Here is a 26854-nt window from a genome sequence, read left to right as displayed (position 1 = left end):
GAGGTGTGATGCTTGACACAGATCGCCAACTGTCCCAGGATGAACCCGCACGCACGTTTGAAGGGAACAAATGTTCACAGCAGCCTCATGGCCCATCGCCGGCAATATGCTCGCCTTCGGAGGCAAGACCTCCGAGGGTGTTCCGGTCTGGCAGGCATCGACGACCTACTGGTCCGACTGCCTGCGTCAGATGCGCGAACTCGGGTTCGATCACATCGACCCCACCGACGCATGGTTGCCCCTGCAGAAGCTCTCCCCGGCCCGCCTGGAGGAGTTCAAGCAGGTCCTCTCCGACGAGGGACTCAAGATCTCGTCCATCTCGATGACCCGAAACTCCGTGGTCGACCGCGAACACGGCGAGGCGAATCTCGCCGACGCCCATCGGCTCATCGATATCGCCCCCGAGTTCGGCGCCACCATCGTCAACACCGGCTTCATGCAGGCGCTGACCCCCGCTCAGGAGCAGGCGCTGTGGTTCTGGCTGGCCGAGGGGCACCACGACGACCCGGCCCTGCGGCCTCTTGCGGTGCAGCGGATCCGTGAACTGGGCGACCACGCCCAGGCCAACGGCATCGAACTGAGCCTGGAGATGTACGAGGACACGTTCCTCGGAACCGCCGACGAGGCGGTCGCCTTCCACGCCGAGGTGAACCATCCCGCCGTCGGGCTCAACCCGGACCTCGGCAACTTCATCCGGCTGCACCGCCCGATGCCCGACTACGAAGAGATGTTCGAGAAGGTCCTGCCCCACGCCAACTTCTGGCATATCAAGAACTACACCCGCGACGAGGACCCGGCGGTGGGCGGCTACTCCTCCACGCCGATGCCGCTGAAGTACGGGCTGATCAACTACCGCAAGATCATCCTTCGCGCCCTGGAGCTCGGCTACAGCGGCCCGTTCTGCTGCGAGCACTACGGCTCCGACTCCATCGGAGTCTGCGCCGAGAACAGCAGCTACATCCGGCAGGTCCTGACCTCATACCAGGACAGTCCGCTGCGCACCGCAGCCGCCGAGAGCCCCTGAGCTCCGCGGGCCTCGCGTCCGCAGATCAGCTGATCCACCACCGCACCACGGTGGTGCCCGAACCTCCCCCTCACGAAAGAGACTCCAGACCCATGACTAGAACCATCAACACTGTCACCGTCGTCGGCGCGGGCTACATGGGCGGCGGCATCGCCCAGTCCCTCGCGCTGGCAGACCTGCAGGTCGAGATCGTCGACGTCGACGTCGAGGCCGCCCGCAAGGGCCTCGCCCGGCTGCTCATCGAGGCCCAGGAGTTCGAGGACCAGGGGCTCTACGCCGCCGGCTCCACCGAACGGATCAAGGCCAACCTCACCGCCGGGCGCACCCTGGAGGAGGCCGTCGCGCAGGCGGACTTCATCGAGGAGGCCGTGTTCGAATCCCCAGAGGTCAAGCGGGAGGTGCTGGGCAAGATCTCCGCCCACGCCCGTCCCGACGCGATCATCGGCACCAACACCTCGACCATCCCGGTGCATGTCCTGGTCTCCGCGGTGAAGCATCCCGAGCGGTTCCTCACCGTGCACTTCTCCAACCCCGCCCCCTTCATCCCCGGCGTCGAGCTGGTCTCCGGCGAGGCGACCACCCCCGATGTCGTGGACGCGGTGAAGGAGCTGCTGGCCCGCGCCGGCCGCGAGGGCGCCGAGGTCGCGGACACCCCCGGTATGGTGCTCAACCGACTGCAGTACGCGCTGCTCAAGGAGGCCGCCTCCGTGGTGGAGGAGGGCATCGCCACCGCCGAGGACGTCGACACCGTCGTGCGCACGACCTTCGGCTTCCGGCTGGGCTTCTTCGGCCCGTTCGCGATCGCAGACCAGGCAGGCCTGGACGTCTATGGGCTCGGATTCAACACCCTCGCCGAGGCCTATGGCGAGCGTCTCGCCGCACCGGAGCTGCTCAAGCACAACGTCGACGCCGGACGCCACGGTCTGAAGAACGGCAAGGGCTGGACCGGGGACTTCGACGATGAGACCAAGGCGGAGCTCATCGCGTACCGCAACAAGGCCTACGCCCGCATGGGTGAGCTGGTGCGCGAGCTCGGACCCGCCCCCAAGGGCAAGAAATGAACGAAGAACTGACGCTCGCCTTCGAGCTGCCGACCCCGGCCCTGCTGGCCCTGGCGCTGGGCTCCATCCTCCTGCTCCTGGTGCTGATCGTGAAGGTCAAGCTGCATGCCTTCTTCTCACTCATCATCGTCTCGCTGATCACCGCCCTGGCGGCCGGGATCGCCGTGGAGGACGTGCTCTCCGTGGTCGTCGGCGGCTTCTCCACCACCGTGGGCAATGTGGCGCTGCTGATCGGCTTCGGCGCCGTGCTCGGACGACTCGTCGAGGTCTCCGGCGGCGCCCAGGTCCTGGCGGACAAGATGCTCGACACCTTCGGGGAGAAGCGGGCCCCGCTGGCACTCGCCGTGGCCTCGCTGTTCTACGCGTTCCCGATCTTCCTCGACGCCGGCTTCATCGTGATGCTGCCGGTGATCTACACCGTCGCGCGGCGGCTCGGGGGCAGCTTCATGCTCTACGTGCTGCCCTCCATCGGCGCCTTCCTGATGATGCATGCACTGACCCCGCCGCATCCCGGTCCCACGGCGGCCGCCACGGTCATGGGCGCCGACGTCGGCCTGGTGCTGATCGTCGCGCTGATGGTCGGACTCCCGACCTGGTACCTGGCCGGCTACCGGCTCGGCCTGGTGATGGCCAAGGGATACCCGAACTTCCCGGTCCCGAACCTCTTCGGCGAATCCAGGGTCACCGAGGAGCATGAGCGTCCGGCCTTCGGCACGGTCATCTTCGTGCTCCTGCTGCCGCTGGCGCTGATCTTCTACAACGCGCTCTCCAACACGCTGGCCGCCGACGGTCGAATCAGCGAGGACAGCTTCGGCTACGCGCTCTCCCAGCTCATCGGCCCCACCCCGGTGGCGCTGCTGATCTCCACGCTGATCGCGATGTACCTGCTCTTCCTCAAGCCCCGCAAGGGCACGGGCAAGCTCGGTGACGCGATGTCGGATCTGGTGGACAACGCACTCGCCCCGGTCTGCTCGATCATCCTGATCACCGGCGCCGGCGGCGCCTTCGGCGCCGTGCTCACCGCCACCGGCATCGGCGGATCCATCGCCGAAGGACTCGACGCGATGGGACTGCCGGTCATCCTGGCCGGCTTCCTGGTCGCCGTGGTCATCCGCGTGGCGCAGGGCTCGGCCACCGTGGCCGCCACCACCGCCGGCGGCATCATGGCCCCCGGCGTCATGGAGCTGGGGCTCGACGGCTTCGCCCTGGCCTCCCTGGTGGTCGCCATCGTGGCGGGCTCGATCACCTTCTCGCACTTCAACGACTCCGGGTTCTGGCTGGTGGGTCGCTTCTGCGGCTTCGACACGATCACCACGCTGAAGACCTGGTCGGTCATGGCCACCGCCATCGGATTCATGGCCTTCTTCCTCAGCTGGGGCGTCTACGCCCTCGCCGCCTGAGGATGCGCGCCTCGGCGAAGCCGCCGAGGCGCGCACGGCCTGCGGCATGCACCACGCCGCACGCACCATGCTGCACGCACCGAATGATCACTCGCGCTGGATGAGACAAGGGGAACGATTTCTATGTGGGGAAGAAAAGCACGGCTGAGCACCGCAGTTCTGGCAGCGGGGTCCCTCCTGGGACTCTCCGCCTGTGGCGGGGGAGGCGACGCTGAGACCGCCGAGCCCGATGCCTGGGTGCTCAACGGCGGCGTGTGGACCGTGGTGGAAGAGGACTTCGAGGCCTGGAACGAGGAGAACCCCGAGCAGTCCTTCACCGTGGAGAGCTTCGCCAACGACATCTACAAGGACCGGATCCGCACCGCGGTCGGCTCCGGTGAGGCCCCCACGCTGATCGTCGGGTGGACCGGCGGCGGCCTGCTGGAGTACGTCGAAGGTGACTACGTCACCGACATCACCGAGGAGACCGCGGAGCTGCGCGAGCGACTCATCGATTCCGTGGTGGCCAACGGCGAGGTCGACGGCACCACCTACGCAGTGCCGATGAACAACGTGCAGCCCGTGATGATGTATTACAACCAGGAGGTCTTCGACGAGGCCGGCATCGAGGTGCCCACCGACTGGGACGAGCTGCTCGAGGCTGTGGAGGTCTTCCAGGACCAGGGTGTCCACCCGTTCTCGCTGGCGGGCGGCTCGCTCTGGCCGATGCTGATGTGGGCCTCCTACCTCACCGATCGCATCGGCGGCCCCGAGGCCTTCGAAGCCGTGGTGGCGGGGGAGCCGGAGGCCTGGTCGCACCCGGCGATCATCGAGGCCATGGAACGGATCCAGGAGCTCGTCGACGCCGGGGCCTTCGACCCGGGCTTCGCCTCCGTGGTGGCCGACAACAACGAGGACGCTCACCTGGTGGCCGACGGCCTCTCGGCCATGGTGCTCCAGGGGTCCTGGGTCTACTCGCGACTGCTGGAGGAGAGCCCCGACTTCATGGAGTCCGGCAATCTCGGGGTGACCACCTTCCCGTCCATCCCGGGCGGTGCGGGTGATCCGGAGAGCATCGTGGGCAACCCGGCGAACTTCTGGTCGGTCTCGGCCAACGCCACGCAGGAGGAGCAGCAGGCCGGCATCGACTATCTCTCCGAGTGGCTCTTCAACGACGACTACGTCGACGGCATGCTCGCCACGGGCAACATTCCGCCGCTGACCGGGCTCGAGGACAAGATCGCCGAGACCGAGGATCCGGAGTTCCTGGACTTCGCCTACGGCATGGTCCAGGACGCGCCGAACTTCCAGCTCTCCTGGGACCAGGCCGTGGACCCGAGCCAGGAGCGCGCGCTGCTGGAGAACCTGGGGCAGGTCTTCGAAGGAAGCATCACCCCCGAGGAGTTCGCGGAGAACATGAACGCGACCCAGCCCAGCGACTGAGGCCCGGATCCCCTCGGCTCTGCTGGCCTGGCCGCCCGCGCAGGCAGCGTGGACGGCCAGGCTCGCGGGCTGGCGATCCGCCGACCTGGAGCAGCGCCGAGGACCCGGTGAACCATGTTGCGCCAGTGTGACAGCGGTCATGTGCTGTGTCTTGACACACACCTGCAGGCTATTTAGTCTTACGGCAAGACAAAATCCAGATCGCAGTCTGCACCAGGCCCCGTTCCTGGCCTCAGGAGCGATCTGGTTCGGACTTTGGCGCTGTGCTGCTGAGTCACCGGTCCGGCCGATCCGGAGTGCTGGGAAGACCTCGGCGATGTACCGGTACAGAGCTGGGGCTCGCACTGATGAGAAAAGGACGCAACGATGCGCAGAACAACTCGAGTGGCCGCTGCAGGCCTCGGCGTGACATCCCTCCTGGCGCTCTCGGCCTGTGGCGGGGGAGGCGAGAACGGCGGCGACGCCGACGCTGACGCGTGGATCCTCACCGGCGGCGGCTGGCCCGCCATCCAGGAAGACTTCGACCGCTGGAACGAAGCCAACGAAGATGCCCAGATCGACACCGAAGCCATCGAGAACGACTCCTATAAGGGTCAGATCCGCACCGCCGTCGGCTCCGGCGAGGCACCGACGCTGATCATGTCCTGGACCGGCGGCGCGCTGCTGGAGTACGCCGAGGAAGAACGCATCGTCGACCTCAGCGAGCACACCGGGGAGCTGGAGTCCCGGGTCTTCGACTCGGTCTGGCAGAACGGTCAGATCGACGACAGCACCTACGCGGTGCCCCTGAACGACGTGCAGCCAGTGGTCATGTACTACAACCAGGCGGTCTTCGACGAGGCCGGCGTCGAGATCCCCGAGACCTGGGAAGACGTCGAAGCTGCGATCGACACGTTCAACGAGAACGACGTCGCGCCCTTCTCGCTGGCCGGAGGCTCCGTCTGGCCCGCCCTGATGTGGCTGCAGTACCTCACCGATCGCCACGGCGGCGAAGAGGTCTTCGCAGCCGTGGTCGAAGGCGAAGAGGGGGCGTGGGACAACGAGTCCATCCTCTACGCGCTGGAGACCATGCAGGACCTGGGGGAGAACGGCGGCTACATCGACACCTTCAACTCGGTGACCGCTGACCAGAACGAGGATGCCCAGCTGCTGGCCGACGGACAGGCCGCGATGCTGCTGCAGGGCTCCTGGGTCTATTCCACGATCCACCAGGACTTCCCGGAGTTCGCCGAATCCGGTGACTTCGGCTTCACCTCCTTCCCGACCCTGGAAGACGGTGCCGGTGATCCCTCGAACATCGTCGGCAACCCCGCCAACTTCTGGTCGGTCTCAGCGGACGCCTCGGAGGAGGAGCAGCAGATCGCCTTCGACTACATCAGCGAGAACCTCTACAACGAGGAGACCGTGACCGCCATGTTGGAGGCAGGTTCGCTGCCGCCGCTGGGTGACATCGAGGACCAGATCGCCGAGACCGAGGATGCTGAGTTCCTCGAGTTCTCCTCCAACCTGGTCGGCGAGGCCAATCACTTCCAGCTCTCCTGGGATCAGGCAGTCGCTCCTGAGGTGGCCCAGCCGCTGACGGACAACCTGTCACAGATCCTCCGCGGGGACATGACCCCCGAGCAGTTCGTCGAAGCGATGAACTCCCTCTGATACACCCCTGAAATCGGTTCGGGGCGGCTGATGAAGCCGCCCCGAACCGATTGCCTTGCACCGACAACAAGAATCTGAATCGAGCTCATGACTGAAACCGCTGCTCGAAGCAGGACGACCGGATTGGGCCATAAGGGACCTTCATTCCTGATGGCGCTGCCCGCTGTTCTGTTCTTCGGAATATTCGCCCTGATACCGCTCTTCGGGGTGGTCGTGATCTCCTTCATGGAGTGGAACGTTCTGGGCTCGCCCTCCTGGGTGGGTCTGAGCAACTGGCAGGCGGTGCTCTTCGACAGGCCCTTCACCTGGACCGCACTGGGCCTGACGATCACCTTCGTCATCGGCTCCTACCTCTTCCAGGCCCCCGTGGCCCTGCTGCTGGGCGTCTTCATGGCGGGCCAGCAGCGCTACCGCGCACTACTCGCGGTCCTGTACTTCCTGCCGCTGCTGTTCTCCTCGGTGGCTGTGGGCCTGACCTTCCAGTCGCTGTTCTCCCCGAACTACGGGCTCTCCGCGGCGCTGCCCTTCGACTGGCTGCCCAATGACTGGCTGTCGAACTCGGACCTGGTCATGTGGGTGATGATCTTCGTGGTCGGCTGGTGCTTCGTGCCCTTCCACGGTCTGCTCTACCAGGCCGGCGTGCGCCAGATCCCGCAGTCCATGTATGAGGCCGCCACCATCGACGGCGCCGGCCGGGTCCGGCAGTTCTTCTCGATCACGATCCCGCAGCTGCGCTACACGATCATCACCTCCTCCACGCTGATGCTGGTCGGTTCGCTGACCTACTTCGACCTGATCTTCGTGCTCACCGGCGGCCAGCCCGCCAACGCGGTGCGCATCCTGCCGCTGGACATGTACGTGACCGGCTTCAGCTCATACAACCTCGGCTACGCCTCTGTCATCGCGGTGATCCTGGTAGCCATCGGACTGACCCTCTCCCTCTTGCTGAACATCATCTCCGGTTCATCCAAGATGGAGAGCGACAAGGCAGGCGCATGATGACTCACACCGCAAGCACCCAATCCGCGACCCCCGACGCCGGCAAGGCCCTGAACCCTGAGGTGCCCGGCTTCGAACACCGCGACGTGAAGCAGAACAAGGTCCGCCGCACCGGCGCCCCGGGGGAGAAGCCGAACCTCCTCGGCGGTCTCGGCGGCTGGCTCTGGCTGGCCATCATCATCCTGCCGATCTACTACATCGTCATCACCTCCTTCCGCACCAGCGAGGACCTGCGCTCCTCCAACCAGCTGCTGCCCACGACCAACCCGACGCTGGCGCCGTTCATCAAGGTGATCCAGAACGACTTCCTGCACTACTTCACCAACTCGCTGATCGTGACGCTCTCCACGGTCGCCGTCGTGCTCGCGGTCTCGGTGATGGCGGCCTATTACATCGCCCGGTCCACCACCCTGGGCGGTCGGCGGCTGTTCCAGATCATCCTGCTGGGCATCGCGATCCCGGTGCAGGCCACGATCATCCCGGTGTACTACCTGATTCAGCAGCTGGGTCTCTATGACACCCTCTGGGCGCTGATCCTGCCGCAGATCGCGTTCGCGATCCCGCTGAGCGTGCTGATCATCGTGAACTTCGTCCGCGACATCCCTGCCGAGCTCTTCGAGTCGATGAAGGTCGACGGTGCCGGGGAGTGGAAGATCCTCACCGCGCTGGTGCTTCCGATGGCGAAGCCGGCGCTGATGACCGTGGGCATCTACCAGGCGCTGCAGGTCTGGAACGGATTCCTGTTCCCGCTGGTGCTCACCCAGAGCAGCGACGTCCGGGTGCTGCCGCTCTCGCTCTGGGAGTACAGCGGCCAGTTCGGCATCGACGTGCCGGCCACCCTGGCCGCCGTGGTGCTCTCCGCGCTGCCGCTGCTGGTGGTCTACATGCTCGCCCGCCGTCACATCGTGGCGGGGCTGACCGCAGGCTTCGGCAAATGAGCCTCGGCGCCAAACCCTGATCCCCTCGGCGAAGCTGCCGGTCCTCCATGACCGGCAGCTTCGCTGTTCCCGAACCGACCGCGACAGCTGTGCTGCGCCGTAAACCCTAGGAGTTCCCACGTGAGCAACCAGAACCCAGAACGGACCACCGGCCCCTGGAACGACACCTCGCTCTCCGCCTCGGCGCGCGCCGAGGCGCTGCTGGCCGAGATGACCCTCGAAGAGAAGGTCTCCCAGCTCGGTTCGCATTGGGAGATGCGCGAGGACCCCGACACCCAGGGCGAGGTGGCCCCGATGGAGGACGCCATGTCCTCGGGCAAGCTGCCCTTCGAGTCCGAGATCCTCGACGGCGAGGGGCACCTGACCCGCACCTATGGCACCGTGGCGCTCTCGGTGCCCGAAGGTGCTGCGGATCTGCGTCAGCGACAGGCCGCAGTGGTCGCCGCCAACCGGTTCGGGATCCCCGCGATCGCCCACGAGGAATGCCTCACCGGCTACACCGCATATCAGGCCACCGTCTACCCGACCTCACTGGCCTGGGGCGCAACCTTCGATCCGGAGCTCATCGAGGAGATGGCCGCCGCGATCGGCGCCGATATGGCCGCCACCGGGGTCCAGCAGGGGCTCTCGCCGGTGCTCGACGTGGTCCGCGACGCCCGCTGGGGCCGCGTGGAGGAGACCATCGGCGAGGACCCCTATGTGATCGGCACGCTGGCCACGGCCTACGTCAAGGGACTGCAGTCGGCCGGCATCATCGCCACACTGAAGCACTTCGCCGGCTACGCCGCCTCCCGGGCCGCCCGGAACCACGCCCCCGTGCACATGGGCAGGCGTGAACTCATCGACATGATCTTCTACCCCTTCGAGCTCGCCGTGCGCGAGGGCAAGGTCGGCTCGGTGATGAACTCCTACGCCGACATCGACGGCGAGGCGCCCGCCGCCTCGCACTGGCTGCTCACCGAGGTGCTGCGCGAGCAGTGGGGCTTCGAGGGCACCGTGGTCGCGGACTACTGGTCGGTGGCGTTCTTGGAGAAGATGCACCATGTGGCTGCCGACCAGGCCGAGGCCGCCCGGCTCGCGATCTCCGCCGGACTCGACGTGGAGCTGCCGCACACCGGCGGCTACCGCACGCTGGCCCAGCAGGTCCGTGATGGACTGCTCGAGGAATCCGTGCTGGACGCCTCGGTGCGTCGGGTGCTTCGGCAGAAGGCCGAGCTCGGGCTGCTCGACCGTCGCGCCGATGACACCGACTGGGAGCCGATCATCGACGAGACGGTGGATCTGGACTCCGAGAGCAACCGGAGCCTGGCCCGCAAGGTGGCCGCGAAGTCCCTGGTGCTGCTCAAGAACGACGGCGTCCTGCCGGCCTCCGCAGAGTCGCTGGCGGGCAAGCGGATCGCCGTGGTCGGACCCTCCGCCGATGAGCCGCGCACCATGATGGGCTGCTACTCCTTCCCCAACCACGTGCTGGCCAAGTACCCCGCAGGGACCTTCCCGCACAGGGGGATCGGGGTGCCGATGCCTTCGGTGCTGGAATCCCTGCGCGAGACCTACTCCGAGGCCGAGGTCACCTACAGCTACGGCTCGCCCATCGTGAGCTATGACGACTCCGAGATCGCCGCGGCCGCCGAAGCCGCCGCCGCGGCAGACCTGGCCGTGGTGACCGTCGGTGACCTGGCCGGCATGTTCGGTGCCGGCACCTCCGGGGAAGGCTGTGACGTCGAAGACCTCAAGCTCCCCGGAGCCCAGCACGAGCTGGTCGAGGCCGTGCTGGCCACCGGAACCCCGGTGGTGCTCGTGGTCATCTCCGGCCGGCCCTATGCGCTGGGCGGCCTGGCGCAGCGTTGCGCCGCGATCGTGCAGGGCTTCTTCCCCGGAGAGGAAGGCGGACCCGCCATCGTGGACCTGCTCAGCGGCGCCATCGAGCCCACCGGCCGGCTGCCCATCGGCGTGCCGGTGCATTCCGGCGGACAGCCCTCGGGCTATATCGCGGCGCCGCTCGGGCTCAACAGCCAGGGCGTGTCCAACCTCGATCCCACCCCGCTCTACCCCTTCGGCCACGGCCTGAGCTACACCACCGTGGAGTACTCGGACCTCAACGTCTCCGAGGCCCAGGTCCCGGTGGACGGCGCCGTGGAGGTCTCGGTGACGCTGAGAAACACCGGAGAGCGGCCCACCGAGGAGGTCGCTCAGCTCTACTTCGGTGACCGGGTGGCCTCGGTGGCCCGTCCGGTGCGTCAGCTGCTCGGCTACTCCAAGGTGGAGCTGGCTCCGGGGCAGAGCCGCACCGTGACCTTCGAGGTCCACGCCGACCGGTTCTCCTTCACCGGGGTGCACTACCGCCGGATCGTGGAGCCCGGCGCGATCGACCTCTACGCCGGTCCCTCCGTCGGGGAGCTGCCGCTGCAGGCCGAGGTGACCCTGGTCGGCGAGGTCCGAGAGATCAGCGGCCAGCGCGTGCTGCGAACCCCGGTCCGCGTGAGCTGAGCCCAGGCTGCGCCGCCCCCGCGGCGCAGCCGGCCTTGCCTGCTCGATCTGCTCAGCCTCCGGCAATTTGTCGCATGCCTATGCCATGTCCCATCGCTATTTCCGTTCAAAGCGATGGGACATGGCATAGGCATGCGACAGATCTGGGCAGGGGTCGGGCGGAGACCCACTGCGGCCGGAGGCGGCTTGAGGCGAGGTGGCTTGAGGTGAGGTGGCTTGAGCCGCTGTGATTCAGTTCTGCGTGACCACCAGGTCCGACTGGATCTGGTGCAGCATCGGGGTCACCGTCCGGGCGAGCAGCAGCAGCAGGAACGAGGCCAGGAACACCGGCAGCCAGTCGGAGACCACCACGATCAGACCGCCCGTGAGCACGATCATCGAGATGATCCCCAGTGCCGCGAGTGGGGCGGAGGCGGCACCGTAGAGCGCGACCTTGAACAGGTCCCGGCTGCGGAAGGAGAAGTTCGCGATCACCACCAGGGCGGTGACAGCGGCGATCACCCCGGAGACGCCGAGGACGATGCCAGCGACGATGAAGCCGATCCCCACCTGGGCATAGGCGGCGTTGAAGGCGGCCAGGCCGAGCAGCGCCACGGCCGGCACCCAGATCAGCAGGGACTGGCCCAGGCCGTCGACCCAGCCCTTCCAGAAGCGCAGCCAGGGCACGACGTCGTGGTCGGTGCGCCAGGCGTAGACCCCGGCGGTGATGGCAGGACCGAAGAGCAGCGCGCACGCCGCATAGAGCGGGATGTTGCTGGCATCGGGTTCGAGCAGAAAGATCCCGATCAGCGCCGGGGCGGTGGCCAGCACGAACCCGAGCTCGATGATGAGCAGCCGGTACACGAAGTTCGTGACCCGACTCAGCGGGCCGTTGCGATCGATGTCCATAGAGCTCCAAGATAGTGCGCCCCGGCCCGTGAGGGGCCGGGGCGCAGCGGTGGGTCGTCAGAAGCGGTCCTGCAGCACCTCAGGCTCAGTCCTCGAGGACGTCACTGTCGATGTTCTCCTGCGCGCGCTGGTAGGCCTCATTGTGCAGGTCTACGAACTCGGCCATGCCGGAGGACTCCAGCTCTGCGACGAAGGCGTCCCAGTCCTCGATGTCGCGCTGTCCCAGGATGAACTGGGCGGTGGCGGTGCGGACCTGGTCGGTCAGCTGGGTCTGACTGATCGAGGCGCGCTCGCGCTCGAGCTCGTCCAGCGGGCGGGCGGGGTCCGGGGGCAGCAGCTCCTTGTCATCCATGGAGTCGCGGAACTCGATGACCTCGTCACGCAGCATGGACTGGACCAGCTCGGTGGAGGAGCCATGGGCGAGCAGGAAGACGCCGTTGTGGTATCCATAATCGACGTTGAGCTCTTCCTCGGCCTCGGGGTTCAGCCCGTGCATGTTCACGTTCTCGGCAAGCGAGCGGGTGCCTTCGTCATCGACGGTGTAGGTCTCATCCTCCACGCCCCACTTCGCGAACTCCATGCCCTCATCGGAGTAGTAGAGCCAGTCGAGGAACTGCATCAGGGCGACGAAGTCGTCTTCCTCTGCGGTGGAGGCGGACAGCGCGATCCCTGATTCGAAGCGGCTTCCCTCGACCATGTCTCCGGCCGGCCCGGAGGGAACCCTGATCTGGCGGACCTCCATGTCCTCGTCGCCGACCTCCTCGACCGAGGTGCGGTATTCCAGCACCGTCTGGTCATTGGCCCCGATGACCGCAGACCGGCCCGAGGCGAACTTCTGGACCGCCTGATCATCATCCTGGGTCAGTGACTCGGAGTCCATGAGTCCCTCGTCGACCAGTTCGGCGAAGTAGCCGAGCAGGTCGCGATACTCATCCATCGCGCCGGCGTAGACGAACTCATCGGCCTCGGCGTCGTAGTGCATGCCATCGCCGTAGCCCCAGCCGGCGCTGGTGCCGAAGTTGGGAGCCGCTGTGGTCAGCGTGGCTTCCAGCGGACCGTTCTCCGACCACCGGTCGGAGAGCGGAATCATGTCCGGGTAGGCCTCCTTGACCTCGCGCAGCTGATCGGCGAACTCGTCGAAGCTCTCCGGCTCACCGAGGCCGAGCTCGTCCCAGATGTCGCCGCGCACCGCGAAGGAGTACTGGTGCTGAGGCGACTCATGCAAGCCGGGGAGCACATAGAACTTGCCGTCCTCCTGGTACAGCGAGGCGAGGTCTTCCTCGAGGCCCCACTCCTCGACCTTCTCCAGGAAGTTCGGCATCAGGTCCACGTAGTCGCTCACCGGCAGCAGCGCTCCGCCGGCGATGAACTGGGTCTCGTCTCCCGGGTAGGTGATCGGGATGAAATCTGGGGCGTCGCCGGCGCCGATGACCAGCGCGCGGCGCTCCGCCCAGTCCGAGAGCGGAGCGTTGCTGGTCTCCAGGCTCACCCCGTGCTCCTCCTCAAGCTGGGTGAAGAAGTCCCAGTCACCCTGGATCGGGTAGTTCGGGTGGTCGCGGTAGAGCAGCGAGAACTCCACCGGTTCGGTGGCCACGAAGGTCTCGCCGGCGGCGAAGTCTTCCATCGCACCGGCTCCGGAGGCTTCCATATCGATCTCTGCGGCCTCTGCCTCGCTCTCGGTGTCGCCGCCGCAGGAGGCCAGCAGCAGCGCCGAGGCGGCGAAGATCGAGGTGATCGGCCAGGCGTGCCGCATGCGTCGACGTCGTCCCTGGGCTGACCGGGTGACTGGAGTTTTCATGTGCGAGTGTTCCTTTCGTGCCTGACCGGATCGATCATTGATCCGGTGCGAGGTCTGGGGCCGCCTGGGCTGCGCGGCGGGTTCGGTGAGGGATCAGGCCTTGACGGACCCGAGCATGATGCCGCGGACGAAGTACTTCTGCAGGAAGGGGTAGAGACAGATGATCGGGAGCGTGGTCAGCAGCATCGTGACCGACTGGACGTTGGAGGCGATCTGCGTGCCCTCACCGGCGGCTCCGCCCATCTGCTCGGTGCCGGTGGCGCCGGCGAGCAGGTTGCGCAGGTAGACCGTCACCGGGTAGAGCTCACGACGGTCGAGGTAGAGGAAGGCCTGGAACCAGGCGTTCCAGAAGCTCACCGCGTAGAACAGGATCATCGTCGCCATGACGGCCTTCGAGAGCGGGATCACGATCCGCCACAGGATGCCGTAGGTGGTCAGGCCGTCGATCTCGGCCGCCTCCTCGAGCTCCTGGGAGAAGTTTTCGAAGAACGCCTTCATCACCAGCAGGTTGAACACGCTGATCGCGTTGGGCAGCACGATCGCCCAGATCGTGTTCGTGAAGCCCATCGCGTTGATCAGCACGTAGTTCGGGATCAGGCCGCCGTTGAAGAACATCGTGAACACGGCGAGCCCGATGAAGAAGCTGCGTCCCTTCAGGTGTCGTTTGCTCAGCGCATAGGCGAAGCAGGTGGTCAGCACCATGGCGATCGCGGTGGCCACCACCGTGTAGATCACGGTGTTGGCGTAGTTGCGCCAGAACATCGAATCGCTCATCACCACCTCGAAGGTGGTGACGTTGAAGCCGCGCGGGATCAGGTTGACCTGTCCGGCGTTGATGTAGCCCTCCGAGGAGAACGACTGGGCGATGATGTTCAGGAAGGGGTACAGGGTCACCGCGCAGATCACGATGATCGCGATGCCGTTGAAGACCCGGAACGCCGAGTAGGATCTCGAGTCCTTGATCTTGATGGTCTGGGTCGGGCGGGAACCCAGGCGCGGGTCCTTCTCGATCGTGGTGCCGGGTTCGGCGGGGATTGTCACCACAGCGAATTACCTCCGAGCTTGCGGGCGATGCCGTTGGCGGACAGGATCAGGACCAGGCCGATGAGCGCCTCGAAGAGACCGATGGCGGCGGCGTAGGAGAAGTTCGACGAGGTGATGCCCACCCGGTAGACGTAGGTGGCGATGATGTCGGCTGTCTCGTAGATCAGCGGGTTGTAGAGCAGCAGCACCTTCTCGAAGCCCACGGCCATGAAGGTGCCGACGTTGAGGATCAGCAGCACGATCATGGTCGGGGTGATGCCCGGGATGGTCACGTGCCACATCTGCTTCCAGCGGTTGGCGCCGTCGATCCGGGCCGCCTCGTAGAGCTGGGGGTCGATAGTGGTCAGCGCCGCCAGGTAGAGGATGGTTCCCCAGCCCACGGTCTGCCAGACCTCGGAGGTGACGTAGATCGTGCGGAACCACTCAGGCAGCTGCATGAACGGCATGGACTCCCCGCCCAAGGAGCTGATCAGCTGGTTGATCGTGCCGTTCACGCTGGTCAGCTGCAGGACCATGCCTGCGACGATCACAATGGACATGAAGTGCGGCAGGTAGGAGATGGACTGGGCGATCCGTTTGAACTTGTTGCTGCGCAGCTCGTTGAACATCAGCGCGAGCACGATCGGCAGCGGGAAGCAGATCGCCAGGGTCAGCACACCCAGGATGATCGTGTTCCAGAAGACCCGCCAGAAGGTGGGGTCCTGGATGAACATCTCGATGTAGTGCATCCCGACCCACTCGTCGCCGAAGATCGAGGATCCGGGGCGGAATCGGCGGAACGCGATGACGTTGCCGGCCATGGGCAGGTAGCGGAAGACCAGCAGGAACAGCAGCGGAAGGATCAACAGCGTGTAGAGCCGCCAGTCGGTCTTGAACGCATGCTTCCAGGTGTTGGTGTTGTTGGTCCCGGCATAGCCCTTGCGGTCCGCGCGGCGCTTCTTCTTCGGCGTGGAATTCGGGTCCTTGAACTCAGGCACGACGCCGGCTTCGCGCAGCGCCGGCTGGCTGCTCCCCTCGGTGACACCGATGGCGCTCATGCAGCTCCCCTCAGAGTGACTCAGCTACCCTGCGGCGAGGAGATGCACCGTGATCCAGGTCACAAGGTAAGCGTTTTCCTAGAACTTAGTTGCATCACACGCCTTAAGTCAAGAAACTGCGTGGCTCAGATCACATTGGGTCACCAAAGTCGCCATCGGCGGCGGATCCAGGACGGGGTTGAGCAGGGCGGGGCTGGGCAGGGCAGGGCAGGGCTGAGCAGGGCAGGGGCAGGGCAGTGCGGGGGAGAGTCTCCCAGAAGTCTGCTCAGCGCTGCGGGGTGCTCGCGCGCAGCACCACGTGGGTCTGGACTGCCAGGTGCGCCGGTTCCGTGCCGGATCCCAGCGCCATCCGCACCGCGCTGCGCCCCACCTCATGCAGCGGGATCTCCACCGAGGTCATCGCCGGGGTCACGTCCTGGGTCAGCCCGACGTTGTCGAAGCCGGCCAGCGAGATGTCGGCTCCGACGCTGAGCCCATGGTCTCGGATGGCGGTGGCGGCGCCGAAGGCCATCATGTCGGAGGTGACGAAGACGGTGTCCAGCGGGGCGCCGAGGTCTTCGCGCCGCGCAAGGAGCTCCTGCATGCCCACATAGCCGCCGTCGCGGGTGAACTCCGCCTCCACGATCGCGTCATCGGCCAGGGTGTGGCCGCGCTCGGCCAGGCCCGTGCGGAAGCCGTTGATCCGGTCGGCGTTGGTGTGCAGGGTGACCCTTCCGGAGACCACCCCGAAGTGCGCCCCGCCGCGATCGAGCAGCGCGTGCGCGAGCTTCCGGGCGCCGTCGTGGTTCTGGATGTCCACCAGATCGAAGGGTGAGGGCCCCTGGGAGATCACGACGACGCGCCCGCCGGTCTCGGCGTAGGCGCGCAGCGCGGCGGTGACCTCCGGTGAATGGGTGTTCTCCTCATCCCGGGAGCCCGCGACGATGATGGCCCGGGGATGCTGGCTGCGGAAGGTGCGCAGCATCTGCAGCTCCCGAGCACCGCTGCGCTCCGAGGCGGCCATGGTCACCATCAGCGCCGCCTCGCTGGCTCCGGCCATGATGCCCGAGGCGATGGCGCTGAAGTAGGGGTCGGCGATGTCGCTGAGCAGCACCGCCACCGTGGGGGAGGCGCCCTTGGCGACCGTCTGGGCGGAGAGGTTCGGCAGATAGCCCAGCTCTTCGGCGGTGCGCTTGACCCGCGCCGCGATGTCTTCGCTCACGCGTCGAGAGCTGCCGTTGATCGCCCGCGAGGCCGTGGCCGTGGAGACTCCGGCGGCTCGCGCCACCTCGGTCAGGGTCACCTGGCGCTGTTGGGCTGCCATGCAGCTCCTTCCTGGCTCAGCGCGTCGGCTGAGCGCCCTGCGCCGGGCAGTGCCGTGCTGCGATGCGGCCCCGACCTGCGTGAACACCACCCTGGGCGGGGCGGATCACAGACAGTGTGCCATGGCTCCGTGATTCAAGCCAGAGTGTGATCACACCCGGGCCTGATCACATCCGGGCAGCGCCTCAGTGCTTCTCGGCGATCAGGTCGCGACGGGCTGCATAGGCGTGGCGGACCTCCGGGGTCGGGGTGCCGGTGATGGTCTGGGTCTCTACCGTGGACCAGGCCGGCGGCTGGGCCGCGCCGGAGAGCACCCAGGCGGCCTGACGCGCAGCGCCGTCGGCCACGTACTCGCCCGGGGCCGGGACGCTGACCTCGCGGCCCAGGATCGCCGGGGCGATCTGCTGCACGGCCGCGGAGCGGGCGGCGCCGCCGATCAGCGTGATGGATTCCACCGGGACGCCCTGGGAGGTCATCGCCTCCAGGCCGTCGGCGAGCCCGCAGAGCAGGCCCTCCACGGCCGCACGGGCCACGTCCTGGGGGTTCATCGAGGCCAGGGTCAGGCCGATGAAGGAGCCGGTGGCGTGAGGGAGGTTCGGGGTGCGCTCGCCCTCGAGATAGGGCACCAGGGTCAGCCCGTTCGCACCGGGCGCCGCGGCCAGGGCGAGGTCTGCCAGACCGGCATGGTCCACCCCGAGCATCTTCGCGGCACCGTCGAGGACCCGGGATCCGTTGAGGGTCACCGCGAGCGGCAGGAACTCGCCGGTGGCATCGGCGAATCCGGTGACCATGCCTGAAGGGTCCTGGATCGGCTTCGGCGAGACCGCAGACACCACTCCGGAGGTGCCGATGGAGATCGCCACGTCGCCGGTGCGCATGCCCAGCCCCAGGGCTGCGGCGGCGTTGTCTCCGGCGCCGGGGCCCAGGAGCAGGTGCGCCCAGTCGCGGGCTGCGTCGCCGGTGCCCACCTGCTCCTGCGGACCGGCGACCCGGGGCAGGATGATCGCCCGGGCGGCATCCTCGCTGATCCGCAGCGCGCGGGCCAGAAGGTCGTAGCGGTAGCTGCCGGTGGCGGCGTCGAAGTAGCCGGTGCCTGAGGCGTCGGAGCGGTCGGTGACCAGGTCCGCCAGCTCAGTGGAGCCCGAAAGCTTCCAGGTCAGCCAGTCATGGGGGAGTGCGACGGCGGCCACGCGGCCGGCGTTCTCCGGTTCAGCATCAGCGAGCCAGCGCAGCTTGGTCACGGTCAATGAGGCCACCGGCACCGACCCGGTCATCGAGGTCCAGGCCGCCGCGCCCTCGGCGCCGCCGCCGAATTCGGCGATCAGCTGGGCGGCGGCATCGGCGGAGCGGGTGTCGTTCCAGAGCAGCGCGTCACGGATCACCTCGCCCTCGGCGTCCAGGGCGACCATGCCGTGCTGCTGCCCGCCCACCGAGGCGGCCGCGACGTCGGCGAGCCCGCCGGCGGCCGCTATGGCGTCCAGCAGGGCATCCCACCAGGCGGCCGGGGCGACCTCGGTCCCCTCAGGGTGCTTCGCGGAGCCGGTGCGCACCAGCTCCCCGGTGTGCGCGTCACGGATGACGACCTTGCAGGACTGGGTGGAGGAGTCGATACCTGCGACCAGAGTAGGCATGCAGTGTCCTTTCGTGACACCCGCCCGGGCCCGCCGCCCGGTCGGGGGCGGCCGTGGAGACCGGAGGGAGGAGCTGGCGGGATGGTCGGAAACGTCGTGTCGAGGGTCTCACAGCAGTGGCCGGCCGCCCCAGTGTCCTGGTGCGACCGGCCACGCGATGGGGCTCGGCGGAACAGCCGAGCCTCGGCAGAACTGCTGAGGGTCAGCCGATCAGGTGCTTCATGGCCAGCTGGTTGAGGTTCACGAAGCCGTAGTTGCGCTCGGCCGCCTTGTCCACGTCGAAGTTCTCGTAGGTGGAGGTGTCAGCCAGGAAGTCGGTGAGCGATTCGCCGGCGGCCAGGGTGGTCTCGCCGAGCTCGTAGACCCCGGAGGCCTTCAGGGCGGCCTGGACCTCGGGGTCCGCGCGGAAGGCCTTGGACTTGTCCGCGAGCATGGTGACCATCTCGACGTTGGCCTTCGCTGAGTCCCAGATGCCCTGCACGTAGTCGGTGCGGGAGGGCTTGTAGTCGAAGTGCATCCAGCCGTCGTAGCTGGGGCCGCCGCCGGGGAAGCCGTTGACCAGCAGGTCGATGGTGAAGAACGCCGAGGCCAGCTCGCCGTGGCCGAAGACCAGGTCCTGGTCGTACTTGATCGAGCGCTGACCGTTGAGGTCGATGTGGAAGAGCTTGCCGGCCCACAGCGCCTGGGCGATGCCGTGGGTGAAGTTCAGCCCGGCCATCTGCTCGTGGCCGGTCTCCGGGTTCAGCCCGACGATGTCGCCGTGCTCGAGCTGGGCGATGAAGCCCAGCGCGTGACCGATGGTGGGCAGGAAGATGTCGCCGCGCGGCTCGTTGGGCTTGGGCTCCAGGGCGATGCGCAGGTCATAGCCCTTGTCCTTGATGTAGCTGGCGATGGTGTCCACGCCTTCGGCGTAGCGCTCGTGGGCGGCGAAGAGGTCCTTCGAGCCGTCATACTCCGCACCTTCACGCCCGCCCCACATCACGAAGGTCTCGGCGCCGAACTCGGCGGCGCGGTCGACGTTGCGCAGCAGCTTGCGCAGCCCGAAGCGGCGCACCGAGCGATCGTTCGAGGTGAGCCCGCCGTCCTTGAAGACCGGGTGGGAGAAGGTGTTGGTGGTGACCATCTCGACCTTCAGGCCGACCTCATCGGCGACCTCCTTGAAACGGGTGAAGTACTTCTCCCGCGCCGAGTCATCGGTGCCGAAGGGGGCGACGTCGTCGTCATGGAAGGTGACGCCGGACGCGCCGGCCTCCTTCAGCTTCGGCAGGTACTCCCAGGGCTCGAACTCGGGACGGGAGGCCGACCCGAACTGGTCCTGCGCGGTCCATCCGACGGTCCAGAGACCGAAGGAGAGCTTGTAGTCAGATGCTGGCGTCGATGCCATGGGGGCCTCCTGCAAGGAAAAGGTGTGGTTCCGGGGTGCACCGGGAAGGCTGTGACCCGGCACTCATTTTGTTTCTAGATGTAACCTAAATCCTATTGGGGCTAAGATCAAGTCCGTGACCCAAGACACTACCCGCAGGACCGCAGGACCCAGGCCCAGCACCGCCTTCGGCGTGACCTCGCGCGGCTCGCTGGCCCGTCTGGGCCGCAGCTCCGGAGACGACCGCGGCGACTTCTCCCGCGCCCCGCGCGCGGAGGGCGGCCCGAGTGACCAGTCCTCGCGTCCCGGCGCGCGTCAAGAGACCCTGCGCGAATCGAACCTGCTGCTGCTCACCGAGGAGATCTTCTCCGCCGTGGAGCCGCTCTCCCGGGCCGACCTGGCGACGCGCACCGGGATGACCCGCTCCACGGTCTCCCGGCTGGTCGATGACCTGCTCGCCGCCGGGATCATCCGCGAGGGCTCCCCGGCAGTGGGGGGCGGCTCCCGTGGCCGTCCCGCCGTGCCGCTGTATCCGGCGCGGGCGACCCTGGCCGGGCTCGGCGTGGAGATCAGCGTGGACTTCATGGCCGCGCGTGCGCTGGACCTGACCGGGGAGACCCTGGCCGAGGAGATCATCGACGGAGACTTCCGCGGCTCGGATCCTTCGGCGGTGCTGCCCCAGGCCGGGGCGATGGCGCTGCGCGTGGCCCAGCAGGCCACCGCCCGCGGGGCGCGCGTGGTCGGCACCGTCCTGGCGCTGCCCGGGCTGATCGGCGCCGATGAGCACTCGCTGGTGCTGGCCCCGAACCTCGGCTGGCGCGGCGTGGACGCCGTGCCGCTGCTGGTGGGGGAGCACCGTGATGCCTTCGGCGGCTTCATCCACGCCGCGAACGAGGCCAAGCTGGCCGCGCTCGCGGTGGCGCAGGAGCTCGCGGCGAAAGATCAGCAGGAGCAGACCTTCCTCTACGTCTCCGCGCAGATGGGCATCGGCGCCGCCGTGGTCATCGAATCAGTGGTCGACGTCGGCCAGCACGGCTGGGCCGGGGAGATCGGGCACATCTCGGTGGAGCCCGAGGGCCCGCAGTGTAGCTGCGGGGCGCTGGGCTGTCTGGAGACCTACGCCGGGAAGCGTTCGCTGCTCGCGGCCGCCGGGATGGAGCGCACCGCCACCGCGCAGGACCTCGTGGAGCTCAGTCAGCGCGACGACGAGGCCGGCCGGATCGCCTGCGACGCGATCGACCGCGCCGGATGGGCGCTCGGCGTGGCCTTGGCCGGCGCGATGAACCTGCTCGACGTCCACGACATCGTGCTCGGCGGGGTCTACGGCCCGCTGGCGGACATGCTGCGTCCCCGGATCGAGAAGGAGCTCAACTCCCGGGTGCTCTCGGCACAATGGAGCACCTTCAGGGTGCGCACGGCCTCGGCCCAGGCCGCCCCCGCCGCCACCGGCGGAGCACTGCGCGCGATGCGATGCGTGGTGGACGCGCCGCTGCAGTGGGTCCCGCAGCCCGGGTGAACCGGATCAGGCGGCGCGGATCGCTTCGATGCTGTAGCCCATGCGGAACCATTTCCCGGGTTCCAGGTGGATCAGATCCTCGCCGCTGTTGAGTGCATTCGGCGGGCAGGTCATCGGTTCGACGGCGACGCCGGCGCGGTCGATCCGCTCGCCGGTGTAGACCTGGACCCAGGGAGAATCAGCGATCATGCGCACCACGAACCCCGAGGGGCCGTGGATGAGTTCCGCGGTCCAGCCCTCCTCGGGCAGGTCGGTGAAGGCGTGATCGATGGTGCGCCCTGACAGCAGCGGACCGTTGGTGAGGTCGAAGTCCTGAGCTACGGTCTTGCGACCGGTCACGGTGCCATCGGCCTTGGTCTTGAGCATGGTCCGCGCGGGGAGCCGCAGTCGGCATTCCCGCAGCGAGGCCCCGCCGGCCGTCAGGTAGGGATGGAAGCCGGCGCCGAAGGGCGCGGTCTGTGGAACCGGCGTGGGGGACGGATCGGTCTCGGTCGACTCGGACGCAGTGGATGCATCGGTCTCGGTGGGCTCAGCCTCGGAGCCCTCGGACGGCCCGGATGAATCGCGCTCAGACGCCTCAGCCTCTGGGTCCTCGGGCACCTCGGCATCGGGCACTTCAGCATCGGGCACTTCAGCATCTGGGGCTGCAGCCTCAGAGCCCGCAGGCTCTGAACCCTCGGCGCTCGGGTCCTCGCTCGCAGAGGCTGCGAACTCGTGCTCCACGCCCTCACCCTCGGCTGCCTCGGCCTGGTCTGTGCCGGCCTGGTCTGCCTCGGCCGGCTCTGCGCCGGTGTCCTCGTTGCTCTCGTCTTCCGGCGTCTCAGGGGCCGCGGCTTCGAGGCCTTCCGAAGGCTCGACGGTGTCCTCCGGCTCGGCCGGCAGCTCATCCTGGCCCGGGGTGGCATCCTCGGTCAGCTCCTCGGGGCGGTAGCGCGCCATCAGCGTCGCGGCAAGGCCGAGGTCCGCGGAGACCCGGTAGGTCAGGGCGATGTCCAGGCCGAAGGGGTACCCCTCCGAGCTCTCGAGCCAGCCCGCCAGCTGCACCTCTGACTCCTTCTGCGAGATCACGCGCAGCGGAAGGTCCATGAGCAGTCCGTGCAGCGCGGCCCCGGTGGCCTCCTCGCTGACCGGGAGCAGATGCTCCACCCCGTTGAAGGTGTAGCGCCCACCCTTGGTCCGGTTGGGCCAGGGCGCCAGCACGGCACCGGCGAAGGCGCCCTCTGTCTTGGCAGCGGGCACGATGAGCTCGTCCTCGTGATGCGTGAGGTTCAGCAGCTGACCGCCGAGGAGGCTGATCTGCGCCGAGTATCCGCCGCCGGTAATGGATACCGGGTTCGTCGCGTCCATTGTGGTGCCTCCTACGAAGGTCGCAATCCTTCGCGTTCCCCTGGCACTGCCCCGACCCGGCTGAGGGCCGGGCGGGCCGCGGCAGTGAAACGTGAAGTTACATGTGGGGCAACAGTACCCAAAAGGCCATAGTTCGGCCTATTCGTGCCGAACCAGGGGGTGCGACGGTGCGAGACTGGCCGATGAGGCATAATGACCGGTTACCCCTTCTGAGCGAGTGTGATGACAATGAATACATCGGCAATGACAACTTCTGAAGAGTTCTCGATCCCGCCGGCAGGTGCGGGCGGCAGCTTCTCCCATACGCCGGGCAAGAAGATGGTGTGCCTCGACGTGGACGGCACCATCGTCTTCCATGACGGGCGGATGTCCGAGGCCGTGAAGCAGGCCGGTCGCGCCCTGGTGGCCGAGGGTCACACGGTCGTGGTCTCCACCGGGCGGTCCCTGCCGGCCACGCTGCCGGTGGTCGAGACCTTCGGCATCGAGCAGGGCTACGCGGTGTGCAGCAACGGTGGAGTCACCGTGCGGATCGACGTGTCCCTGGAAGATGGCTACGAGGTCCTGGACCGGAGGGTCTTCGATCCCGCCCCCGCGCTCGACGCGCTGATGGACCGGCTGCCGAACGCGCGCTACGCCATCGAGACCTCCGTCGGGGACTTCCTCTCCACCGAGCGCTTCGAAGACATGTCCTTCGGCCTCGATGCCCGCGGCGTGAGCTTCCAGGAGATGAAGGAAGCCGAGGCAGTCCGGCTGGTGGTCAACTCCACCGAGGCCACCGCCGAGGAGTTCGCCACCGCGGTGCAGAGCATCGGGCTGCATGGAGTCACCTACTCGGTGGGCTGGTCGGCTTGGCTGGACATCGCCGCCGCCGGCGTCACCAAGGGCTCCTCGCTCGAGGCGCTGCGCGAACGGCTTGCGGTGCCGGCTGAGGACACCGTGGCCGTCGGAGACGGGCGCAATGACATCGAGATGCTCGGCTGGGCGGCTCGCGGAGTGGCCATGGGGCAGGCTCCCCAGGAGGTCATCGACGTCGCCGATGAGCTCACCGCCCCGGTGGAGGAGGACGGACTGGTGCCGGTTCTGCGGAGTCTGCTGGAGCAGGACTGACGCCTGAGACCAGGCGTCTGCACAGCTGAGTCGCAGCGGACCTGTGCGCCGGGGTCTCGGCATATCGCCAGAAACGCATCGAGTGGGCGATTCGAGGGGATTCCGCGGGCATTCTGGCCCGGAGAATCACTCAAATCGCCCACTCGATGAGGATGGAGCTCTGAGTCGCTGGCTCAGCGCAGCGGCAGCTTCTCCTCTGCGGTGAGCGCGACGTCGTCCTCGGGCTCCTTCTCCCCGCTCCAGGCCCGCTTCATCGACATGATGGACTCCGCCAACACCCAGACCGCGGCGAAGATGATGACCACGTTGATGGAGAACAACAGCCACTCGCCATCGTTGAAGAAGCTGAACACCTGGACCACTGCCGCCCAGGAGCTCATCACGAGCACGAATGCCATCGGGATCAGCACCGGCAGGAATGGGCGCCTCTTGCGGATCAGCATCACCACGATGATTCCCATGGTCAGCGCGGCCAGCAGCTGGTTGGTGGTGCCGAACAGCGGCCAGATCAGCATGCCGCCGGAGCCGTCGGCGCCCTGTGAGAAGGTCAGGCCGCCGCCGATGACGATCACCACGATGGTCGCGGTGATGACGCCGATGCGGATCTTCGCCAGTTCGCCGATCTCCTGGACCACGAAGCGCATCAGGCGGACACCGGTGTCCATGGTGGTCGCCGCGAAGAGCACGGCCATGGTGGCCAGGATGGTGGCTGAGAGGCCAACCGGGATCCCGAGGCCGGCGTTGACGATGGCGCCGCCGCCCTGGACGAAGTTCCCGACCGGGTTGTCGTTGAAGGTGGCGTAGACCTCTTCCCACTGGGTCAGGGTCTGGAAGCCGGCGGTGGTGGCGATGATCGCACCCAGGGCCAGCAGTCCCTCGCCGACGGCGCCGAAGTAGCCCACGAAGCGGGCATCGGTCTCACGGTCCAGCTGCTTGGATGTGGTGCCGCTGGCCACGGTGCCGTGGAAGCCGGAGATCGCGCCGCAGGCGATGGTGACGAACAGCAGCGGAACCATCGAGGGAGTGCCCTCGGGCAGGTTGGTGTTGATCGCCGGTGCCACGATGGTCGGGGTGGCGAACATGGTGGCACCGTAGAGGATGCCCAGACCGATGAAGAGCTGAACGCCGTTGATGTAGTCACGCGGCTGCAGCAGCACCCACACCGGCAGCAGCGAGGCGATTCCCGCGTAGACGAAGAGCACGATGATCCAGACGCCGTTGGGCGCCAGGCCGAAGGTGCTCTCCGGCAGCTCGATGGGGTACGCGTTGCCCAGGATGATCAGGCTGTAGAGCGCGATGACGCCGACGGCGGTGACCGCCAACAGGTTCCAGCGGAATCGGTAGATCGCCTGGCCCACCAGCAGTGCGACGATCAGCGCACCCCAGGTGGGTATGACTGCGCCAGGCTGGGAGACCAGCAGGTTCGAGATCACCACGGCGAAGGCTGCGACCACCATGAGCAGCAGCAGGAAGACCACGACCAGGAACAGGTTGCGGCCGCGGGCGCTGATATAGCGGCCCGAGAGTGTGCCGATGGACTGGCCGCGGTTGCGCTGCGAGGCCCAGAGCGCGCCCAGGTCATGCATGCCGGCGATGAACACGGTGCCGACGGTGACCCAGATGAATGCCGGGAGCCAGCCCCAGATGACGGCGACGGCGGGACCCACGATGGGAGCTGCGCCTGCCACCGAGGTGAAATGGTGACCCCAGAGCACGTAACGGTTGGTGGGGACGTAGTCCACGCCGTCGTTGAACTGGTGTGCCGGAGTCTTGAACTCCGCATTGAGCTTGTAGACCTTCTTCGCGAGGAACCGCGAATACAGAAAATAGCCGCTGAGCATCATGGCGACGCCTATAGCGGCGATGACCAGAGAATTGACCCCGTCCATCGTGTCCTCCTCATTGAGGGGCGCCTGCGTGCGGGCAGGCGCCGGTTACGGTGCGATTGATGTGATGCCAGACATAGTACGCGCCATCGTGTGAGCGGGGACACTGCGGGATTACGCGCCGAGGTTAGGATCGTGGGATGCCTCAGCCCAGCGAGCCCTCGGTGACCCCCGCGAGAACCTTGGAGGAGCTCTGGCCGCCCTTCGGTCTGCGCATCGCATCCCCACGGCTTGAGCTGAGGGTCGTGCGCGAGACCGACTTCCCCGCCTACGCGGCCGCCGCGGCCTCCGGGGTCACGCAGACCAGCAGGAACCCCTTCCGCTTCGCCTGGAACGAGAAGGGCCCGGAGGAGCTGGTCAAGGCCTCGCTGCCGTTTCTCTGGTCCACCCGCTCCGCGATCGGCCCGGATCGCTGGTACCTGCCTCTGGGCGTCTTCCTCAAGCCTCCGGGCGGCTCCGGGAGCCCCGAGGATGCAGCCCCCGGGGAGCTGATCGGGATGCAGGACTGCCAGGCCGAAGACTGGTCGATCCTGCGCACGGTCAGCTCCGGAAGCTGGCTGCGCGCGGACCGGCAGGGCCAGGGGCTGGGCACCGAGGCCCGGGCCGCGATGCTGCTCTGGGCCTTCGATCACTTCGGCGCCGAATACGCCGAATCCGGGGCCTACACCTGGAACGAACGCTCCCGGCGGGTCTCCGAATCCCTGGGCTACTTCACCTCCGGCACCCGGCGGGTCCCCGACGCCCACGGAGTCGAGCCTGAGTGGGAGCACCTGTTCCGGCTGCCGAAGAATGACCTGCTCCGCCCGCCCTTCCAGGTCCAGGTCTCCGGCACCGAGAAGCTCAGGACGTTCTTCGGCCATGACTGAGTCAGAGAAAAGCCCCGCACCCGCCAGAACTCCGGCGGTCAGGAGGACACCGAGCATCTCGGCGAGCCCGACGGCGACACCGACA

The 26854-nt window shown here is 67.2% G+C and carries 20 protein-coding genes; 11 read left to right on the top strand and 9 right to left on the bottom strand.

Going from position 1 to position 26854, the window contains the following annotated elements:
* Positions 1–70: 70 nt before the first annotated feature.
* The 8 genes from EV640_RS02585 (at position 71) to EV640_RS02550 (ending at position 10984) form a co-directional block, all read left to right on the top strand.
* Complete coding sequence (locus EV640_RS02585; RefSeq protein WP_133725695.1) at positions 71–1024, top strand: sugar phosphate isomerase/epimerase family protein; 954 nt, start codon at positions 71–73, stop codon at positions 1022–1024.
* A 92-nt stretch (positions 1025–1116) separates the two neighbouring features.
* The gene (locus tag EV640_RS02580; protein ID WP_133725694.1) at positions 1117–2085 is read left to right on the top strand and encodes a 3-hydroxyacyl-CoA dehydrogenase family protein; all 969 of its coding nucleotides are present in this window, start codon (positions 1117–1119) and stop codon (positions 2083–2085) included.
* The gene (locus EV640_RS02575) at positions 2082–3485 is read left to right on the top strand and encodes a GntP family permease (RefSeq protein WP_133725693.1); all 1404 of its coding nucleotides are present in this window, start codon (positions 2082–2084) and stop codon (positions 3483–3485) included. Before EV640_RS02580 ends, EV640_RS02575 begins: the two co-directional genes overlap by 4 nt.
* A gap of 123 nt (positions 3486–3608) precedes the next feature.
* Positions 3609–4907: an ABC transporter substrate-binding protein gene (locus EV640_RS02570; RefSeq protein ID WP_133725692.1), complete on the top strand. Its 1299-nt coding sequence runs from the start codon at positions 3609–3611 to the stop codon at positions 4905–4907.
* A 366-nt stretch (positions 4908–5273) separates the two neighbouring features.
* Positions 5274–6560, top strand: coding sequence for an ABC transporter substrate-binding protein (locus tag EV640_RS02565; RefSeq protein ID WP_133725691.1), 1287 nt, complete (start codon positions 5274–5276; stop codon positions 6558–6560).
* Positions 6561–6710: 150 nt separating this feature from the next.
* Positions 6711–7559 carry a carbohydrate ABC transporter permease gene (locus EV640_RS02560; protein ID WP_133725690.1) on the top strand — a complete coding sequence of 283 codons (849 nt, stop codon included), beginning with the start codon at positions 6711–6713 and terminating at the stop codon, positions 7557–7559.
* Positions 7556–8497, top strand: a complete 942-nt coding sequence (locus EV640_RS02555) for a carbohydrate ABC transporter permease (RefSeq protein WP_235181037.1) — start codon at positions 7556–7558, stop codon at positions 8495–8497. Before EV640_RS02560 ends, EV640_RS02555 begins: the two co-directional genes overlap by 4 nt.
* Before the next feature lie 120 nt (positions 8498–8617).
* The gene (locus EV640_RS02550) at positions 8618–10984 is read left to right on the top strand and encodes a glycoside hydrolase family 3 N-terminal domain-containing protein (protein ID WP_133725689.1); all 2367 of its coding nucleotides are present in this window, start codon (positions 8618–8620) and stop codon (positions 10982–10984) included.
* 231 nt (positions 10985–11215) lie between these two features.
* On the opposite strand, the gene EV640_RS02545 is transcribed toward EV640_RS02550, so the two are convergent.
* The 7 genes from EV640_RS02545 to xylA all read right to left on the bottom strand — a co-directional run bounded on the left by EV640_RS02545 (position 11216) and on the right by xylA (position 20068).
* Entirely contained in the window at positions 11216–11872 is a 657-nt protein-coding gene (locus tag EV640_RS02545; protein ID WP_133725688.1) for a hypothetical protein, read from the bottom strand.
* An 85-nt stretch (positions 11873–11957) separates the two neighbouring features.
* Complete coding sequence (locus EV640_RS02540) at positions 11958–13670, bottom strand: ABC transporter substrate-binding protein (protein ID WP_235181035.1); 1713 nt, start codon at positions 13668–13670, stop codon at positions 11958–11960.
* Between the two features lie 93 nt (positions 13671–13763).
* Entirely contained in the window at positions 13764–14663 is a 900-nt protein-coding gene (locus EV640_RS02535; protein ID WP_243832209.1) for a carbohydrate ABC transporter permease, read from the bottom strand.
* Between the two features lie 44 nt (positions 14664–14707).
* Positions 14708–15751 carry an ABC transporter permease gene (locus tag EV640_RS02530; RefSeq protein ID WP_133725687.1) on the bottom strand — a complete coding sequence of 348 codons (1044 nt, stop codon included), beginning with the start codon at positions 15749–15751 and terminating at the stop codon, positions 14708–14710.
* 265 nt (positions 15752–16016) lie between these two features.
* Entirely contained in the window at positions 16017–17054 is a 1038-nt protein-coding gene (locus EV640_RS02525) for a LacI family DNA-binding transcriptional regulator (protein ID WP_133725686.1), read from the bottom strand.
* 184 nt (positions 17055–17238) lie between these two features.
* Positions 17239–18684 (bottom strand): xylulokinase, encoded by a 1446-nt coding sequence (gene xylB / locus EV640_RS02520; RefSeq protein WP_133725685.1) that lies wholly within the window; start codon positions 18682–18684, stop codon positions 17239–17241.
* A 202-nt stretch (positions 18685–18886) separates the two neighbouring features.
* Positions 18887–20068 (bottom strand): xylose isomerase, encoded by a 1182-nt coding sequence (gene xylA / locus EV640_RS02515; RefSeq protein WP_133725684.1) that lies wholly within the window; start codon positions 20066–20068, stop codon positions 18887–18889.
* Positions 20069–20183: 115 nt separating this feature from the next.
* On the opposite strand from xylA, the gene EV640_RS02510 reads away from it, so the two are divergent.
* On the top strand, positions 20184–21563 hold the full coding sequence (locus EV640_RS02510) for an ROK family transcriptional regulator (RefSeq protein WP_133725683.1): 1380 nt from the start codon (positions 20184–20186) through the stop codon (positions 21561–21563).
* Positions 21564–21569: 6 nt separating this feature from the next.
* Here EV640_RS02510 and EV640_RS02505 read toward each other — a convergent pair whose 3' ends face one another.
* Entirely contained in the window at positions 21570–22910 is a 1341-nt protein-coding gene (locus EV640_RS02505; protein WP_133725682.1) for an aldose epimerase family protein, read from the bottom strand.
* Positions 22911–23153: 243 nt separating this feature from the next.
* On the opposite strand from EV640_RS02505, the gene EV640_RS02500 reads away from it, so the two are divergent.
* On the top strand, positions 23154–24017 hold the full coding sequence (locus tag EV640_RS02500; protein ID WP_036475651.1) for an HAD family hydrolase: 864 nt from the start codon (positions 23154–23156) through the stop codon (positions 24015–24017).
* A 173-nt stretch (positions 24018–24190) separates the two neighbouring features.
* Here EV640_RS02500 and EV640_RS02495 read toward each other — a convergent pair whose 3' ends face one another.
* The gene (locus EV640_RS02495; RefSeq protein ID WP_036475649.1) at positions 24191–25906 is read right to left on the bottom strand and encodes a carbon starvation CstA family protein; all 1716 of its coding nucleotides are present in this window, start codon (positions 25904–25906) and stop codon (positions 24191–24193) included.
* Positions 25907–26043: 137 nt separating this feature from the next.
* Between EV640_RS02495 and EV640_RS02490 the strand changes: the two genes are divergently transcribed.
* A complete protein-coding gene (locus tag EV640_RS02490; protein WP_133725681.1) occupies positions 26044–26769 on the top strand; it encodes a GNAT family N-acetyltransferase in 726 nt (241 codons plus the stop codon).
* The last annotated feature ends 85 nt before the right edge of the window (positions 26770–26854 follow it).

The sequence above is a fragment of the Nesterenkonia aurantiaca genome, from assembly GCF_004364585.1.
Classification (GTDB): Bacteria; Actinomycetota; Actinomycetes; order Actinomycetales; family Micrococcaceae; genus Nesterenkonia; species Nesterenkonia aurantiaca.
This window is presented reverse-complemented; position numbering and strand designations above follow the sequence as displayed.